17 protein-coding genes are annotated in these 16554 nt (G+C 64.5%); 8 read left to right on the top strand and 9 right to left on the bottom strand.

Annotated elements, in window-relative coordinates; all coding sequences use genetic code 11:
- Positions 1-49: 49 nt before the first annotated feature.
- The 7 genes from IX761_RS07855 to IX761_RS07825 all read left to right on the top strand — a co-directional run bounded on the left by IX761_RS07855 (position 50) and on the right by IX761_RS07825 (position 4338).
- A complete protein-coding gene (locus tag IX761_RS07855) occupies positions 50-1546 on the top strand; it encodes an RNA polymerase factor sigma-54 (RefSeq protein ID WP_194789039.1) in 1497 nt (498 codons plus the stop codon).
- Between the two features lie 78 nt (positions 1547-1624).
- Positions 1625-1933 (top strand): ribosome hibernation-promoting factor, HPF/YfiA family, encoded by a 309-nt coding sequence (hpf, locus tag IX761_RS07850; RefSeq protein ID WP_011532415.1) that lies wholly within the window; start codon positions 1625-1627, stop codon positions 1931-1933.
- Positions 1934-1945: 12 nt separating this feature from the next.
- Entirely contained in the window at positions 1946-2410 is a 465-nt protein-coding gene (ptsN, locus tag IX761_RS07845) for a PTS IIA-like nitrogen regulatory protein PtsN (protein WP_194789038.1), read from the top strand.
- A 2-nt stretch (positions 2411-2412) separates the two neighbouring features.
- A complete protein-coding gene (gene rapZ / locus IX761_RS07840; protein ID WP_194789037.1) occupies positions 2413-3267 on the top strand; it encodes an RNase adapter RapZ in 855 nt (284 codons plus the stop codon).
- Positions 3268-3287: 20 nt separating this feature from the next.
- Positions 3288-3560: an HPr family phosphocarrier protein gene (locus IX761_RS07835; RefSeq protein ID WP_194789036.1), complete on the top strand. Its 273-nt coding sequence runs from the start codon at positions 3288-3290 to the stop codon at positions 3558-3560.
- Between the two features lie 158 nt (positions 3561-3718).
- Positions 3719-4021 (top strand): type II toxin-antitoxin system RelE/ParE family toxin, encoded by a 303-nt coding sequence (locus tag IX761_RS07830; protein ID WP_228533357.1) that lies wholly within the window; start codon positions 3719-3721, stop codon positions 4019-4021.
- Positions 4018-4338, top strand: coding sequence for a helix-turn-helix domain-containing protein (locus tag IX761_RS07825; RefSeq protein ID WP_194789034.1), 321 nt, complete (start codon positions 4018-4020; stop codon positions 4336-4338). Before IX761_RS07830 ends, IX761_RS07825 begins: the two co-directional genes overlap by 4 nt.
- A gap of 3 nt (positions 4339-4341) precedes the next feature.
- On the opposite strand, the gene IX761_RS07820 is transcribed toward IX761_RS07825, so the two are convergent.
- The 6 genes from IX761_RS07820 to pmbA all read right to left on the bottom strand — a co-directional run bounded on the left by IX761_RS07820 (position 4342) and on the right by pmbA (position 9657).
- Complete coding sequence (locus IX761_RS07820) at positions 4342-5235, bottom strand: ZIP family metal transporter (protein ID WP_194789033.1); 894 nt, start codon at positions 5233-5235, stop codon at positions 4342-4344.
- Positions 5236-5246: 11 nt separating this feature from the next.
- Positions 5247-5858, bottom strand: a complete 612-nt coding sequence (locus IX761_RS07815) for a superoxide dismutase (RefSeq protein ID WP_194789032.1) — start codon at positions 5856-5858, stop codon at positions 5247-5249.
- 1 nt (position 5859) lies between these two features.
- Positions 5860-6318, bottom strand: a complete 459-nt coding sequence (locus tag IX761_RS07810) for a hypothetical protein (protein ID WP_194789031.1) — start codon at positions 6316-6318, stop codon at positions 5860-5862.
- 25 nt (positions 6319-6343) lie between these two features.
- A complete protein-coding gene (locus IX761_RS07805) occupies positions 6344-7720 on the bottom strand; it encodes a class II fumarate hydratase (RefSeq protein WP_194789030.1) in 1377 nt (458 codons plus the stop codon).
- Positions 7713-8114, bottom strand: a complete 402-nt coding sequence (locus IX761_RS07800; protein ID WP_194789029.1) for a FagA protein — start codon at positions 8112-8114, stop codon at positions 7713-7715. The genes IX761_RS07805 and IX761_RS07800 overlap by 8 nt, the downstream gene beginning before the upstream one ends.
- A 196-nt stretch (positions 8115-8310) precedes the next feature.
- Positions 8311-9657, bottom strand: a complete 1347-nt coding sequence (gene pmbA / locus IX761_RS07795) for a metalloprotease PmbA (RefSeq protein ID WP_194789028.1) — start codon at positions 9655-9657, stop codon at positions 8311-8313.
- A gap of 110 nt (positions 9658-9767) precedes the next feature.
- Between pmbA and yjgA the strand changes: the two genes are divergently transcribed.
- Positions 9768-10289, top strand: coding sequence for a ribosome biogenesis factor YjgA (gene yjgA, locus IX761_RS07790; protein WP_194789027.1), 522 nt, complete (start codon positions 9768-9770; stop codon positions 10287-10289).
- A 77-nt stretch (positions 10290-10366) separates the two neighbouring features.
- Here yjgA and tldD read toward each other — a convergent pair whose 3' ends face one another.
- Genes tldD through IX761_RS07775 form a run of 3 tightly spaced genes read right to left on the bottom strand, consistent with a single transcriptional unit; the run spans position 10367 to position 16482 of the window.
- Entirely contained in the window at positions 10367-11806 is a 1440-nt protein-coding gene (tldD, locus tag IX761_RS07785) for a metalloprotease TldD (protein WP_194789026.1), read from the bottom strand.
- 2 nt (positions 11807-11808) lie between these two features.
- Positions 11809-12660 (bottom strand): carbon-nitrogen hydrolase family protein, encoded by an 852-nt coding sequence (locus IX761_RS07780; RefSeq protein WP_194789025.1) that lies wholly within the window; start codon positions 12658-12660, stop codon positions 11809-11811.
- Between the two features lie 12 nt (positions 12661-12672).
- On the bottom strand, positions 12673-16482 hold the full coding sequence (locus IX761_RS07775) for a YhdP family protein (RefSeq protein WP_194789024.1): 3810 nt from the start codon (positions 16480-16482) through the stop codon (positions 12673-12675).
- Positions 16483-16554: the final 72 nt, after the last annotated feature.

Genomic DNA, 16554 nt, shown 5'->3' with positions numbered 1-16554 from the left:
GTAGTGGATGGCGCATGCGCGCCGGCGAACAAGGTATTAAGCCCCTGCCATGAAACCATCGCTCGTCCTAAAAATGGGCCAGCAACTGACGATGACACCGCAGTTGCAACAGGCCATCCGTCTGCTCCAGCTCTCCACCCTGGACCTCCAACAGGAAATCCAGGAAGCGCTGGAGTCCAATCCGATGCTCGAACGCCAGGAAGACGGCGACGACTTCGACAACAGCGACCCGATGGCGGACAACGCCGAGAACAAACCGGTCGCCGAAGTGCAGGACAGCAGCTTCCAGGAAACCAGCAGCAACAACAGCGAGAACCTGGAAGAGGGTGAATGGGCCGAGCGCATTCCCAACGAACTACCGGTCGACACCGCCTGGGAAGACATCTACCAGACCAGCGCCAGCAACCTGCCCAGCAACGATGACGACGAGTGGGACTTCACCACCCGCACCTCGGTGGGCGAGAGCTTGCAGAGCCACCTGCTCTGGCAACTCAACCTCGCCCCCATGTCGGACACCGACCGGCTGATCGCCGTGACCCTGATCGACAGCATCAACGGGCAGGGTTATCTGGAAGACACCCTCGACGAAATCTGCGCAGGTTTCGACCCCGAGCTCGATATCGAGCTGGACGAGGTCGAGGCGGTGCTGCATCGCATCCAGCAGTTCGAGCCCGCCGGCATCGGCGCCCGCTCTCTGGGCGAGTGCCTGCTGTTGCAACTGCGCCAGCTGCCGGCGTCCACACCCTGGATGAGCGAGGCCAAACGCCTGGTCACCGACTTCATCGACCTGCTTGGCAGCCGCGACTACAGCCAGCTGATGCGCCGCATGAAGCTCAAGGAAGACGAGCTGCGCCAGGTCATCGAACTGGTGCAGACGCTCAACCCGCGCCCCGGTTCGCAGATCGAGTCCAGCGAACCCGAGTACGTGGTGCCGGACGTCATCGTGCGTAAGGACAGTGAGCGCTGGCTGGTCGAGCTCAACCAGGAAGCCGTGCCGCGCCTGCGGGTCAACCCGCAGTACGCAGGCTTCGTTCGCCGCGCCGACACCAGCGCCGACAACACCTTCATGCGCAACCAGCTGCAGGAGGCGCGCTGGTTCATCAAGAGCCTGCAAAGCCGCAACGAAACCCTGATGAAGGTGGCGACGCAGATCGTCGAGCACCAGCGCGGCTTCCTCGACCACGGCGACGAGGCCATGAAGCCGCTGGTGCTGCACGACATCGCCGAAGCGGTGGGCATGCACGAGTCGACCATTTCCCGCGTGACCACGCAGAAATACATGCACACGCCACGCGGCATCTACGAACTGAAATACTTTTTCTCGAGCCACGTGAGCACCGCCGAAGGCGGCGAATGCTCGTCCACGGCGATCCGCGCGATCATCAAGAAACTGGTGGCTGCGGAAAATCAGAAAAAGCCATTGAGTGACAGCAAGATCGCTGGTTTACTGGAGGCACAAGGCATCCAGGTAGCCCGTCGCACCGTCGCCAAGTACCGCGAGTCGCTGGGGATTGCCCCGTCAAGCGAACGCAAGCGATTGATGTAGCCCCGGGATGTGCCACAGCGTTTCAGTGGCAGGTGCAATACCTGCCTCTTTATGCACGGGCAACAAAGGAGAAGCTGTATGCAAGTCAACATCAGTGGCCAGCATGTAGAAGTCACCCAACCACTGCGCGATTACGTGCTCGAGAAGCTCGCCCGCGTGGAAGGGCATTTCGACAAGATCACCAATGCAACGGTGATCATGAAAGTCGAAAAGCTGCAGCAGAAGGTTGAAGCAACACTCCAGATTCCCGGCGGCGAAGTGGTCGCCAACGCCGAACATCAAGACATGTATGCCGCGATCGACGCTTTAGCTGACAAGCTCGATCGTCAACTGAAAAAACACAAGGAAAAACAGCAAAGCCTGCTGCAAGGTGCAGCCGCCCGCTGATCCCCCTCATCCATGATCCGACTTGAAACCATCCTGACCCCCGGCCGTTCCCTCGTGAACGTGCCGGGCGGCAGTAAGAAGCGCGCCCTGGAAAAGGTCGCCAACCTGATCGCCGAGCAAGTACCCGAGCTGGAGATGCAAGACGTCTTCGACAGCCTGTGGGCTCGCGAAAAACTGGGCTCCACCGGTTTTGGCAATGGCATCGCCATTCCCCACTGCCGCCTGGCAGGTTGCAGCGCGCCTGTCAGCGCCCTGCTGCACCTGGATGCCCCCATCGATTACGATGCCATCGATGGCGCCCCGGTCGACCTGCTGTTCGTCCTGCTGGTCCCCGAAGCCGCCACCGATGCCCACCTTGAACTGCTGCGCCAGATCGCCAGCATGCTCGATCGCAAGGAGGTCCGCGATCGCCTGCGTGCCGCCGGTAGCAGCGAATCACTCTACCAGGTCGTCCTGGACGTACAGAACGAGCACTGAACATGCGCCTGATCATCGTCAGCGGCCGCTCCGGCTCTGGTAAGAGCACCGCACTCGACGTGTTGGAAGACAACGGCTACTACTGCATCGACAACCTGCCTGCCGGGTTGCTGCCGCAGCTGGCGGAGAACGCGCTGATCAACACCGAGCTGCAGCAGCCCAAGGTCGCTGTCTCGATCGACGCGCGCAACCTGCCCAGCCATCTCACGCGCTTTCCAGACCTGCTGGAAGAAGCGCGCGCACGCCATATCCAGTGCGATGTGTTGTACCTGGACGCTGACGAAGAAACACTGCTTAAACGGTTTTCCGAAACCCGCCGACGCCACCCGCTGACCAACGCCAACCGCTCGTTGGCCGAGGCCATCCGCGTGGAAAGTGAGCTGCTGGGCCCCATCGCCGACCTGGCCGACCTGAAGATCGATACCACCAAGCTGAACCTCTATCAGCTACGCGACTCGATCAAGCTGCGCCTGCTCAACCAACCGGAACCGGGCACTGCCTTTCTGGTCGAGTCGTTCGGTTTCAAGCGCGGCATGCCTGTGGATGCCGACCTGGTGTTCGACGTGCGCTGCCTGCCCAACCCCTACTGGAAGCCGGAACTTCGTGAACATTCCGGCCTCGAACAGCCGGTCATTGATTATCTGGCCGCGCAGCCAGACGTCGAGGAGATGTTCCAGGACATCTCCAGCTACCTGCTCAAGTGGCTGCCGCGCTTTGCCGCCAGCAACCGCGCCTATGTCACCATCGCCATCGGTTGCACCGGCGGCCACCACCGCTCGGTCTATATCACCGAACGGCTCGGCCAGCTGCTGCAGCAAACCCTGAAAAACGTCCAGGTCCGCCACCGCGACCTCTAGCCCACAGGATCCGCCTCACGATGCCCGCCCGCGAAATCACCATCATCAACAAGCTGGGCCTGCACGCCCGGGCGGCAGCCAAGTTCGTCGGTGTGGCCGGGCGCTTCCCCTGCGCGGTGCGCGTGGGCCGCGCACCAGACAAACTGGTGGACGGCAAGAGCATCATGGCGGTAATGATGCTGGCCGCCGGCAAGGGCACCCAGGTGCACCTGGCCACCGAGGGTGAGCAGGACACCGACGCCATGGATGCGCTGGTGGAACTGATCAACAACTTCTTCGACGAAGGCGAGTAAACCTTCACCGCGTAACATTCGCTACCAATTGTCGGCGGGCTGATCGTGTGATTGCCACTATACCAATATGGGTATAGATTCGAGGCGATCCCATGGATGCGATCAAGCAGATAAAAGCATTGTTCTGGGTTGGAAGCTCACGCAGGGACATCCAGGCACTGCCAGCAGATGTCCAGGATGTGTTCGGCTTCGCCCTGCATCAGGCACAGGAAGGCGGTAGACACCTACAGGCAAAGGTGCTCAAAGGGTTCTCTGGCTCGGGTGTACTGGAAGTCGTAGAGGACCATTTCGGCGACACCTACCGCGCGGTCTACACCATCTGTCTGGTTGATGCCGTTTACGTACTGCACTGCTTCCAGAAGAAATCCCGCAGCGGCATCAAGACCTCGAAGCAGGACATTGACTTGATCAATGCTCGGCTGAAAATGGCGCAGGCCCACTCGAAGGGGAAAACCACATGATCGAAATCGAAGAAGGCACCGACAACGTCTACGCTGACCTGCACTTCGCCACCCCCCGAGAGATGCTGGTCAAAGCCCGCCTGGCCAGCACTATCTGCAGCATAATCAAGGCACGCCAACTCACCCAGTTACAGGCTGCCGAACTGCTCGGCCTGAGCCAACCCAAGGTCTCCGCCCTCACACGCGGCAAATTCCGCGGTATCAGCGAGAGCAAGATGATCGACTGCCTCGCCCGCTTGGGACGAGACGTGCAGATCGTGGTCAAAGAGGCACCTCAAACCCGACGCGAAGGTCGGGTGGAAGTCATCTTCGCCTGAGGTTCAAGACATCGCCGTATCCATCACCATCATCAAGCAGAAGCCAACGCACAGTCCCAGGCTGGCCAACCGGTGATTGCCGTTACTGCGTGACTCGGGAATGATCTCCTGGGTCACCACCAGCAGCATGGCCCCGGCGGCACAAGCCAACCCCAACGGCAACAGCAGTTCGGCAATGTTCACCAGCCAGGCGCAGATCACCGCAGCCAGCGGCTCGACCAACCCCGATGCGGCGCCGATCAGAAACGCCTTGAACCGCGGCATCCCCGCCCCCGCCAGCACCAGCGCGATCACCAGCCCCTCCGGCACATCCTGTAATGCAATGCCCATGGCCAGGCTGTCGGCATCGGGCATGCCACCGCCGGCGGAGACGCCGATGGCCATACCTTCGGGGATGTTGTGGGCAATGATGGCAATCACGAACAGCCAGATCCGCGCAGCAATTACGGGCTTCTGTTCATGACCGACCAGCGCCTCTGGTGAGGCACCAGAGACCTTCAAGTCAACCAGGAACAGACACAACGCGCCAAACAACAAGCCACTGCTGATCAGCCCGCCGGCGCCCCACGGGCTGAAACCGATGGCCTGGGCGGCATCCAGCCCAGGGATGATCAGCGAAAACGCGGTGGCCGCCAGCATCACGCCAGCGCCGAAACCGAGCAAGGTGTCCGCCACGGCCACCGGCATGTTGCGGATGACCAGTACCGGTACCGCCCCCAATGCCGTACCCAGGGCGCACAAGGCGCCACCCTCCAGCGCCCGCAGCATGCGCGGTTCCAGGTCCAGCCAGGCGATGCCCCGCGCCACCAGCAGCGCGGTGCCGACCAGCAACAGCAAGGTCCCCAGCGCCAGGCGGAACAGGCGCACACTGCCAACAGACATCACCTCGGAGCTCATACCGGTCCGACTCACTTCAATGCTTCAAGGTAGCGACGTTCCACTTCGGACCAGTCGACCACGTTGTAGAACGCGCCGATGTACTCCGGCCGTCGGTTCTGGTACTTCAGGTAGTAGGCGTGCTCCCACACGTCCAGGCCCAGAATCGGGGTGTTGCCGTGCATCAGCGGGCTGTCCTGGTTGGCACTGCTCTCCACCACCAAGGTTTTCTGCGGGGTGACGCTGAGCCAGGCCCAGCCGCTGCCGAAACGGGTCAGGGCGGCTTTGGTGAAGGCCTCTTTGAACGCCTCGAAACCACCCAGTTCGGCGTCGATTGCGCTGGCCACCTGGCCGGTTGGCTGCCCACCGCCCTGGGCCGACATGACCGTCCAGAACAGCGTGTGGTTGGCGTGGCCACCGCCATGGTTGATCACCGCGCCACGCAAGCTCTCAGGCAACTGCTTGACCGCCCCCACCAGTTTTTCGACCGGCCACTGGGCCCAGTCGGTACCCTCGACAGCGGCATTCAGGCCGTTGACGTAGGTCTGATGGTGCTTGGTGTGGTGGATCTCCATGGTCTGGGCATCGATATGTGGCTCCAGCGCATCGTAGGCATAGGTCAGTGCAGGCAAGGTATGCGGCATTTCAATGAATTCCGTAGGCGGGAGATTGAGTAACGTCCGGCTGCACAAGCAACTCGCTCGACGCTGGCGAGTGGCGATTGAGCAGGCGCTCGGTGCGTGGGTATTGCCCGTATTCGGCGATGAACCCCAGCAGCTCGGTATAGGTTCGGGCGCTATGGCGCAACGCGGCATCGCGCAGCGCCTGAGGCAGACGCGGCGCCTGGCTGGCCTGAAGCAGCCGCTGGTGAGCGGCGCACAGGTAGTCGGCGCTCTCGTGCGGCTGGTTCAGGCGCAGGTGCAGGTCGGCCAGGTTGTGATGGGCGATGACCAGCGCGGCCACCGCCTCGTCGACGTCATGCCAGCGCTCGAACAGCACCTGGGCCAGGGCCAGCGCCTGCAGGTAGTGTTCCCGGGCATCGACCAGCTCCCCTTGCTCGAACAGCTGGTTAGCGGTTTGCGTGGTGCGTCTCCAGTGCTGCATGACGTGCCTCCTGGGCGGCCCTGGCTCAGATGCCGCCGGCGGTGAGTTTTTCCGGGTCGAGCAGGGCTTCGAGCTGATCGCGCGACAGGTCGGTGTGCTCCAGCGCCACGTCGATGATCGGCCGGCCCTGCTTGTAGGCGGTCTTGGCGATCTCGGCGGCCTTGAGGTAACCGATGATCGGGTTCAGCGCGGTGACCAGGATCGGGTTGCGCGACAGCGCTTCCTTGAGCTTGCCTTCATTGACCTTGAAGCTGGCGATGGCCTTGTCCGCCAACAGCCGGCTGACGTTGGCCATCAGCTCGATGCTCTCCAGCAGGTTGCGGGCGATCACCGGCAGCATCACGTTCAACTCGAAGTTGCCCGACTGGCCAGCCACGGCGATGGTGGCGTCGTTGCCGATCACCTGGGCCGCAACCATGGCGGTGGCTTCCGGGATGACCGGGTTGACCTTGCCCGGCATGATCGACGAGCCCGGCTGCAAGCCTTGCAGCTCGATTTCGCCAAGCCCGGCGAGTGGACCGGAGTTCATCCAGCGCAGGTCGTTGGCGATCTTCATCAGGGCCACGGCAGCGGTCTTGAGCTGGCCAGACAAGGCCACGGCGGTGTCCTGCGAGCCGATCAGGGCGAACAGGTTGTCACCTGGGGTGAACTCGACCTGGGTCAGGCCGCTGAGCTGCCGGGCGAAACCAGCCGCGAACTGCGGGTGGGCATTGATGCCAGTGCCTACCGCCGTGCCGCCCTGGGCCAGCGCTTGCAGGCTCGGCAGGGTGGCTTCGATATGCGCCTGGGCACCCTTGATCTGCGCGGCCCAGCCACCCAGCACCTGGCTCATGCGCACCGGCATGGCATCCATCAAGTGGGTGCGGCCGGTCTTCACGAACGGATGCACTTCAACGGCCTTGGCCTCGATCACCTGGGTCAGGTGGCGCAGGGCCGGCAGCAGTTGTTCATGCAAGGCCAGCGCGGCACTGACGTGGATGGTGGTGGGGATGATGTCGTTGCTGCTCTGGCCACAATTGACATGGTCGTTGGCATTGACCGGCTCGCCCAGCACACGGCTGGCCAGGGTGGCGATGACTTCGTTGGCGTTCATGTTCGAACTGGTGCCGGAACCGGTCTGGAACACATCCACCGGGAAGTGCTGGATGAAGTCGCCGGCCAGCAGCTGTTGCACCGCCTTGACGATGGCATCGCCCTGCCCCGCGCTCAGTTGCTCCAACTCGACATTGGCCTTGGCCGCCGCCGCCTTGGCCAGCAGCAGGGCGCGGATGAACTGGGCCGGCATCGGCTTGCCGCTGACCGGGAAGTTGTCGACCGCACGCTGGGTCTGGGCACCGTACAGGGCCTGGGCCGGCACCTGCAGTTCGCCCATGCTGTCGCGTTCGATACGGGTATCACTCATCGTCAAGTCCTTGCATCAGTTCTTCGGGAGAAATCGATGGCAGCAGCACGCAGTTGGCGAGCTGCATGGCGTAGGGTTGCCAGCGCTGGTTCTGTTCGCGGCGGTCGAGGTTGCGCAGGTCGAGCAGCGGGCGCCAGGCCTGGTCCAGGCACAGGCAGCGCCAATGCCAGGGCAGCATGCGGTCGTTGGCGGTATCCAGCAGCAGGCGGAAGGCGGTCAGCGCCACCGTCCAGGGCGAGGTTTCGGTGCAGCACACCAGGTAGCGGCCTTCAGCCAGGTAGTGCTCGATCAGGCGCGGCTCATCAGGTTCGAGCGCGCAGCGGATGCGCCGGCTGAGCCAGCGCCAGTTTTCCAGGTAGGGCAGTTCGTGGAGGACGGATTTCATGAACATCATCGCCGGGTGACTGGATAATGATATTCATTATTAATTGATAATTAGAATCAATTCAAGACGAGCAAAAGCAAATAAAAACCCGGCGCGATGGCCGGGCCGGGTCGGAGATGGTCAGCACAGGGGGTTGTGGGAGCGGGCTTGCCCCGCGAGGGTGATGACACGCATCACGGGGCAGGCCCGCTCCCACAAAAGCACATCAGCTGCCCGCCACGGTCATCCGCTCGATCAGCACCGAGCCACTGTGGATATTGCTACGGGTCTCGATATCGCTGCCGATCGCCACGATCTGCTGGAACATGTCCTTCATATTGCCGGCGATGGTCACCTCCTGCACGGCATGCTGGATCTCGCCGTTCTCCACCCAGAAGCCCGCCGCGCCGCGGGAGTAGTCCCCCGTCACCATGTTCAGGCCATGGCCCATCAGCTCGGTCACCAGCAAACCGCGGCCCATGCGCCGGATCAACGCCGCCTGGTCCTCCACGCCATGGGTGACGAACAGGTTGTGCACGCCTCCCGAGTTGGCGGTGCTGGGCAACTGCAACTTGCGCCCGGAGTAGGTACCCAGGATGTAGGACACCAGCTCGCCCTTGTCGACGAACGGCTTGGCATAGGTGGCCAGGCCATCGCCATCGAATGCCGCACTGCCCAGCGCGCGCGGAATGTGCGGGCGCTCGTCCAGCGTCAACCAGGTGGGGAACAGGCGCTGGCCGATGGTGCCTTCGAGGAACGACGACTTGCGGTACAGGTTGCCGCCGGAGATCGCCGACAGGAAGCTGCCGAACAGCCCACCCGCAAGCTCGGCAGAGAACAGCACTGGCACTTCGCAGGTCGGCACCGGGCGTGCGCCCAGGCGGCTGGCCGCGCGCTGGGCGGCACGCTGGCCAATGCTGCGCGGGTCGGCCAGCAACTGGCCCTGGCGATTGACGTCGTACCAGTAGTCGCGCTGCATCTGCCCGTCACCCTCGGCGATCATCACGCAGCTCAGGCTGTGGCGGGTCGAAGCGTAGCCACCGATGAAGCCATGGCTGTTGCCATAGACCCGCACGCCCTGGTGGGTATTGAGGGTGGTGCCGTCGGCGTTGAGGATGCGCTTGTCGGCATCGAAGGCTGCCGCTTCGCAGGCCAGCGCCATCTCGATGGCCTTTTCCGGCTCGATGTCCCAGTCGTGGTACAGGTCGAGGTCGGGGATCTCGCGGGCCATCAGCGCAGCATCCGCCAGGCCCGAGCATTCGTCTTCGGAGGTGTGCTTGGCGATGGCCAGGGCCGCCGCAACGGTTTCGCGGATGGCCTCAGGCCCACTGGCCGACGTGCTGGCCGAACCCTTGCGCTGGCCAACGTAGAGGGTGATGCCGAAACCCTGGTCGCGGTTGAATTCGACGGTCTCGACCTCGCGCTGGCGCACCGTGGTGGACAGGCCCTGCTCCAGCGACACCGCCACTTCGCAGGCACTGGCGCCCTGCCGGCGCGCTTCGGCGACGATCGCCTCGACCTGTTCCTGCAACGCCGGCAGGTCCTTGGGGCCTACGCTCTGGACTGCACTCATGGTTCTCTCCACTCAAAAATTCTGCGTACGGCTTGGGTCATTCTACGACCGGGCCGGACAAGCGGCCCCCGACTGGTTATCATGGCGGCGATTTCTTGCGGACGGCCCCCATGGTTGATTCTTACGACGACGCCTTCGATGGCGAAAAAAGCAAAACCCAGATCAAGCGCGAGCTGCATGCGCTGGTCGAACTCGGTGAACGCCTCACCACCCTCAAGGCCGACACCCTGGCCCGCCTGCCCCTGACCGACGAGCTGCGCAAGGCACTCGACGAGGCCAGCAAGCACACCGCCCATGGCGCCCGCAAACGCCACATGTCGTTCGTCGGCAAGCTGATGCGCGTACAGGACCTGGACGCCATTCATGCCGTGCTCGAACAGATCGACAGCTCGACCCGCCAGTACAACGAGCGCTTCCACAACCTGGAGCGCTGGCGCGATCGCCTGATCGACGGTAACGACGAAGACCTCGAGCGCTTCGTCAACGAATACCCCGACACCGACCGCCAGCACCTGCGCTCGCTGATCCGTCATGCCCAGCACGAAAAGGCGCGGAACAAGCCGCCTGCCGCCATGCGCAAGGTGTTCAAGTACATCCGCGACCTCGACGAGGTCCAGCGCGGATTGCGTTGAAGCCATCGCGGGGCAGGCCCGCTCCCACATCGCCTTTGCCGGCGTGTGTGGGAGCGGGCTTGCCCCGCGATCGTTGATCACGCGCCGGTACCACCTACCGTAATCGCATCCAGCTTCAGCGTCGGCTGGCCAACGCCCACCGGCACCGATTGCCCATCCTTGCCGCACGTACCCACGCCGCTGTCCAGCGCCAGGTCGTTGCCGACCATCGACACCCGGCTCATCGCCTCCGGACCATTGCCAATCAACGTTGCGCCCTTGACCGGTGCGGTGATCTTGCCGTCTTCGATCAAGTACGCCTCGCTGGTGGAGAACACGAACTTGCCGCTGGTGATGTCCACCTGGCCACCGCCAAGGTTGGCGCAATAGATGCCCTTCTTCACCGAGGCGATGATTTCCTGCGGGTCGCTGTCGCCGGCGCGCATGTAGGTATTGGTCATGCGCGGCATTGGCAGGTGGGCGTAGGACTCGCGCCGGCCGTTGCCGGTGACCGCCATGCCCATCAGGCGGGCGTTGAGCTTGTCCTGCATGTAACCCCTCAGGATGCCGTTTTCGATCAGCGTGGTGCACTCGGTCGGGGTGCCTTCGTCATCGACGCTGAGCGAACCACGGCGCCCTTCGAGCGTGCCGTCGTCGACGATGGTGCACAGCTTCGAAGCCACTTGTTCGCCGATACGGCCACTGAACGCCGAGCTGCCCTTGCGGTTGAAGTCACCCTCCAGGCCGTGGCCCACCGCCTCGTGCAGCAGCACACCGGACCAACCCGGACCCAGCACCACCGGCAGCGTGCCAGCCGGTGCGGGGATCGCCTCGAGGTTGACCAGCGCCTGGCGCAGCGCTTCACGGGCATAGCCCATGACCCGCTCTTCGGTGAAGTAGCGGTAGTCGGTACGCCCGCCACCGCCCTGCCCGCCCCGCTCGCGGCGGCCGTTCTGCTCGACGATGACACTGACGTTGAAACGCACCAGCGGCCGTACATCGGCAGCCAGGCTGCCATCGGTGGCGGCGACCAGGATGCGCTCCCAGACACCCGCCATGCTCACGCTGACCTGCTGGATACGCGGGTCGAGGGCGCGGGTCGCGGCATCGACACGCTTGAGCAGCTCGACCTTCTCGGCGCGGCTGAGCACATCCAGCGGGTTGTCATGCGCGTACAGCGCGGTCACATCCTGGCTGCGGAAGGCCTGTACCTTGCCTTCCTGGCCGGCGCGGGAGATCGACCGCGCGGCACGGGCGGCCGAGGTCAGCGCTTCGAGATTGATCGCGTTGCTGTAGGCGAAGCCGGTCTTCTCGCCGGACTGGGCACGTACGCCCACGCCCTGGTCGAGGTTGAAACTGCCTTCCTTGACGATGCCGTCTTCCAGCGCCCAGGTTTCCGAGATCTGGCCCTGGAAGTACAGGTCGGCGGCATCGATGCCGGGCCCGGCCACCTCGCCCAGCACCGCCTGCAGGCTGTCGAGGGTCAACCCGCCCGGGGCCAGGAGCTGCTCACTGACGGTGGAAAACATCTGGCTCATAGTCACTCCGAGGTGTGCGCAGGCCGCAAGGCGTCCTGCGAGAAAAAGCGCCGGTGGCTGACCACCGGCATGCGCGCCCGGATGGACGCCTGTTCTTCACTGTCGCGGGTGGCGAGCAATACCGCTTCGCCCCGCGCCTGTTGCGCAACGATCCGCCCCCAGGGGTCGATGATCGCCGCCTGGCCATGGGTTTCCCGCGGCCCTGGATGCACGCCACCCTGGGCGGCAGCCAACACATAGCATTGGGTTTCGATGGCCCGCGCACGAATCAGCACTTCCCAGTGCGCAGCACCCGTCACCGCAGTGAACGCCGCCGGCGCGCTGATCAGCTCGGCCCCGGCTGCGCGCAAGGCGCTGTACAGCTCGGGGAAACGCAGGTCGTAGCACACCGTCAAACCCAGGCGCCCCACCGGTGTATCGGCCACCACCACCTGGCTGCCATGGGCATAGTCGTCAGACTCGCGATAACGGCCACGGTTGTCGGCCACGTCCACGTCGAACAGGTGCAGCTTGTCGTAGCGTGCGGCGAACTCGCCGTGTTCGTCGATCAACAACGAGCAGGCATGGGCTTTCATGCCCGGCTGGCCGACCGGCGGCAACGGCAAGGTGCCGGCGACAATCCATAACCTGAGGTCGCGAGCGGCCTGTTTCAACCAGGGCAGAATCGGCCCCTCGCCCAGCGCCTCGGCGCGGCCGAGGGCGGCGGCGTCGCGCCGGCCCATGGCGGCGAAGTTCTCCGGCAACACGGCCAGCCGCGCGCCGCCTGCGGCGGCCTGCTCCAGCAGCGCCCTGGCACGTTGCAGGTTGGCCAGCACATCGTCCTGGCTGACCATCTGGATCACCGCAACTGTCATCCTGCCCCCGGGTTACTTATCAAAAGGTTTCACAAAAGTGATTTTAGGCTCTTTGACCGGCCCTTCGACCCGATAGTGCACACTGGCGAAGCGCGATACACGGTCACCGATCAGGCGATCGACCAGGAACAACGCGCCGCCCACCGCCGGCGCACCGACGATCAGCGCCGCCAGCGGCAGGTTATTGGTCACGGGTAGGGTGACCTGCAGGTTGGCATCGACCCGATCACGCACCAGGTCCAGGGTGCCGTCGAGCTCGAAGTTGCTCGACGGCCCGGTGACGGTGATCGGTTCACGCGTCACGTACACCCCCTCGCTGGCCACCAGCAGGCCCTTGACCCGGTCGTAGGCCAGGCCCTTGCTGAACAGGTCGGAGAAGTCCAGGCGCAGGCGGCGGCCGATCGAGTTGAAGTTGAGCAGGCCGAACACCCGCAGGGCCTGGGCGCTACCCTCGACTTCGACGAACTGCCCGGAGCGCAGGGCGGCATCGAGGCTGCCGGAGAAGCGGTTGAGGCTGACCCAGGCCGGCGAGCCCGGCCAGCGCCCGTCCACATCCATGCGGAAGTCACGGCTGGTGGCCGATGGCGCGAAGCCCCAGGCCTTGAGCACATCGGCCAGGTTCTTGCCGTCCAGGCGGCCCTTGTACCAGCTCGAAGCGCTGCCGGGCGCGCCTTCCCAGCCACCGCTGCCATCGATGCGCAGGCCCTTGAGGTCGAGGTCGATATCTTCCATGGCCATGCCGCGCGGGGTCTGGCGCAACTTGAGGGCGACATTGCCGAACAGATCGTCACCGCGATACAGCTTGTCGATGGTCAGGTCCAGCGCCGGCACCCGGCGCGGATCGACATCAGCCAGTGGGTCGGGGGCGTTCTCCGGCTGGCTTTCGTTGGGGTTGGCGGGCGGCAGGCGCAGGGTCTGCAGGCGGATGTTCATGGGCGCGCCCTTGGCATCGGGAATGCGCGCATTGCCGATGACCTCTTTGCTGTCCAGGCGCAGGTCCCAGGCCGGGCCGCCTCGCGCCAGGCGTACCACCGCCTGGTTGAGGTCCATGCCGAAGGCCTTCAGTTGGCCGATGCTCAAGTCGACGCCCAGCAGGCTCTGCCGCGCGTTGCCGCCAGGGTCCTGGCCGCCAAGACGGTCCATCTGCTGCTGCCAGGGGGCCAGGTCCAGTGTGTCGAGTCGCCCCCGCACGCGCAGGCCCTGACTGGCCGGCGGGTTGGCCTCGCCAGTGCCCAGCAACAGCTCGCCACGGCCCTGGGCCAACTTGTCGGCGGGCGCGGCGTAGGCAAAGCGGGCAAGGTCGGCGTAGCGGGCGTCGATACGCCGCTCCGGCCCTTGCAGGGTCAGGCTGAAGCGGCTGTCGCGGGCGTCCGCCGCCGCCTTGCCGAAGGGTGCCGGCAAGTCGATGACCAACCCCTGTAGCGAGGACTCGACCGTCAGCCGGTTGTCCTGGCTACCCAGCATGACCTGCAATTGGTAGGGCAGCTCGCCGGAGGCCGGCAGCGCCTGCTGGAACTGCAGCCAGTCGGTCAGGGCCTTGAGCCCCACCACGCCACTGGCGCTGATGCGGCTCTGGATCTGCCCACCCTTGCCTTCGGCGGCGATTTGCGCAGTGACCGGTTTGCCGAATGCCTGCAAGGTAATGCCCTTGCCACTCAGGCCTTTGTCGAAATCGAAGCTGAAATCACCTTTGAGCCGCTTCAGCTCAAGCGTTGGCGGCGCGACTTTCAACGTCGCGTCGGCGGTGGCGAAGTCCACCAGCACCTTGGGCCGCTGCCCATGGGCCAGCGGGATGTCCAGCTTGACCTTGCCCTTGAGCGGGCCTGCGCCTTCCCAGCCGGCGAAGATCGCCCCGGTACCGATCGGCGCCTCCTTGAGGATCTTCAGGCCATCGCCAAGGCTGCCGTCGAAATCGCCATCCAGGTGCAGGTGGCTGTGCTGGTCACCCTCGACATGGGGAATGTTCACGTTGACATCCGTGACCCGGGTATCGAGCAGCAGGCCTTTGCGGGCCTTGATGCGCACCCCGGTGTCCTCGATATAGACATCGCCCTCGACCTGCTGCACCTGCGGCCAGCCTGGCTGGAAGTCCAGCGCGGCGTCATGCACCTTGAAGAACAGGCTGATGTCGCGGGCATGGGGCGGCGCGCCATGGTTGAGCGAGCCCTGGTACTGAAAATAGCCCTCGTCGACGTTGCCCTTGACGATGGCGCTGCGCAGCCACTCGTCCAATGCCGGGCTGAGCACTTCAGGCAGGTACTTGGCGGTGTAGCGGCCATCGCCCTCGGTCAGGCCGACGCGCAGGTCCATGTAGTCTTCACGGCCTTCCTCGAACCACAGGCGGATCAGGAAGTCGGCAGCGATCTTGCCCTCCTCGCCCAGCACCTTGATGTACGGCGCGATAAGCGTGAAGCCTTCCTTGTCGAGCGTCCAGGTCAGGCGCGCATTGGCTTTCTGGTAGTGCCAGGGTTTGGCGAAGATCGGGTACAGGTGCAGCATGAACGCATCGGTATCCAGGCGCAGTTCGCCCTGGCCCAGGTCACCGCTGATGGCGCCGCTGACGTTACCGGCCGCCGGTGCACCGTGGTAGGCGTCGAAACCGACCTTCTCCAGGTTGGCGGCGAACTGCACGCGCTGGTCGCCTTCGGCCTTGGGCCGGATGTCCAGGCGCACATTGCGCAGCGCACCGGTCACCTTGAGGGCATCGACTGCGGCCATTGCCGGCTCCGGCAGGGGGGCGAGGGCTTCGATCAGCGGCGTCAACGGGGTCAAATCCAGGCGGTCGGCCTGGACCTGCCAGGATTCTTCGGCGGGGGTCTGGCCTGCGCGCTGCGCCAGTTGCAGGTGCGACTCCCAGCGGGTCTTGCCGATGTTCGTGGCGAGCGAGTCGAGCACCACATCGAAACCTTCGTCCTTGCGCTGGAACCAGGCCGCCAGGGCCAGGTTTTCGAGGGTGACGGCCTTGCGTGTGCTGTAGGCGCCCTTGAGCTGCGGTGCGTTCAAGCGTGCCACGGCCCGCTGCAACTGGCCCTGGCTCCAGTCGATCCACAACTCGCCACCGGCACGCAGCGTGCTGGCCTGCCATTGGCCCAGCAGGCGCGGTGGCAACCAGCGCGCCCAATCGCTCTGCGGCAGGCTGAGGTAGGCTTCGATGCGCCCGTCACGCCAGGCCTTGGCCGTGGCCTGGGTGCGCAGCTTTACTGCAAGCGGCTGGCCATCGGGCAAGGTGGCGCGCAGGTCGAGGCTCTGGCGCGAGGCGCCGGCCTGCAAACCGAGGCTGACGTAGGTGAGCGTGAGGGGTTCGCGCTGCCAGGGGTGCAACGTGACCTGGCTGTCGAACAGGTCGACACGCCCCAGCTGGCGCAGGCGCTTGAGTGCCTCGGCCGGGTCGAATGGGGCGTCATCCTGGTGTGGCAGGCCTTCGAGCGCCCAGGCGCCTTGCTCGTCCTCACGCAGGATCAGTTGCAGGCCACCCAGTTGCACCCGGGCCAGCCGCACTTCACGGGCCTTGAGGCTGGCCCACAGGTCCGGCACCAGCTTGACCTCGTCCAGGCGCAGCGCGTCCGCGCCCTCGCCCAGTTGCAGGTCACGTACCCGCAGCACCGGGGCCAGTCCGCTCCAGCGCCCCTCCAGTGCTCCGACATGCACAGGCAAGCCCAAGGCCTGTTCGGCCTTGAGCTCGACATCCGCACGGTATTCGGCGACCAGTGGTATCAGTTGCCGACCGAGGCTGACATACAGCGCCACCAGCACCGCCAGCAGGGCGCAGATTGCCAACCCCCAGCGGGTCAAGGCGCCCAGAACGCGGGTCAGACGTTCCATGGCCAAGGCCCTCCAAGTCGTCCATTAACTATGGCCGGGGAATGACGCTTTGCCAGCCCTTCCGTGGGCCAC

The organism is Pseudomonas sp. UFMG81 (genome assembly GCF_015354575.1).
Lineage (GTDB): Bacteria > Pseudomonadota > Gammaproteobacteria > Pseudomonadales > Pseudomonadaceae > Aquipseudomonas.
Note: the sequence above shows the minus strand (reverse complement) of the source record. Positions and strands in the feature narration are given on the sequence as shown.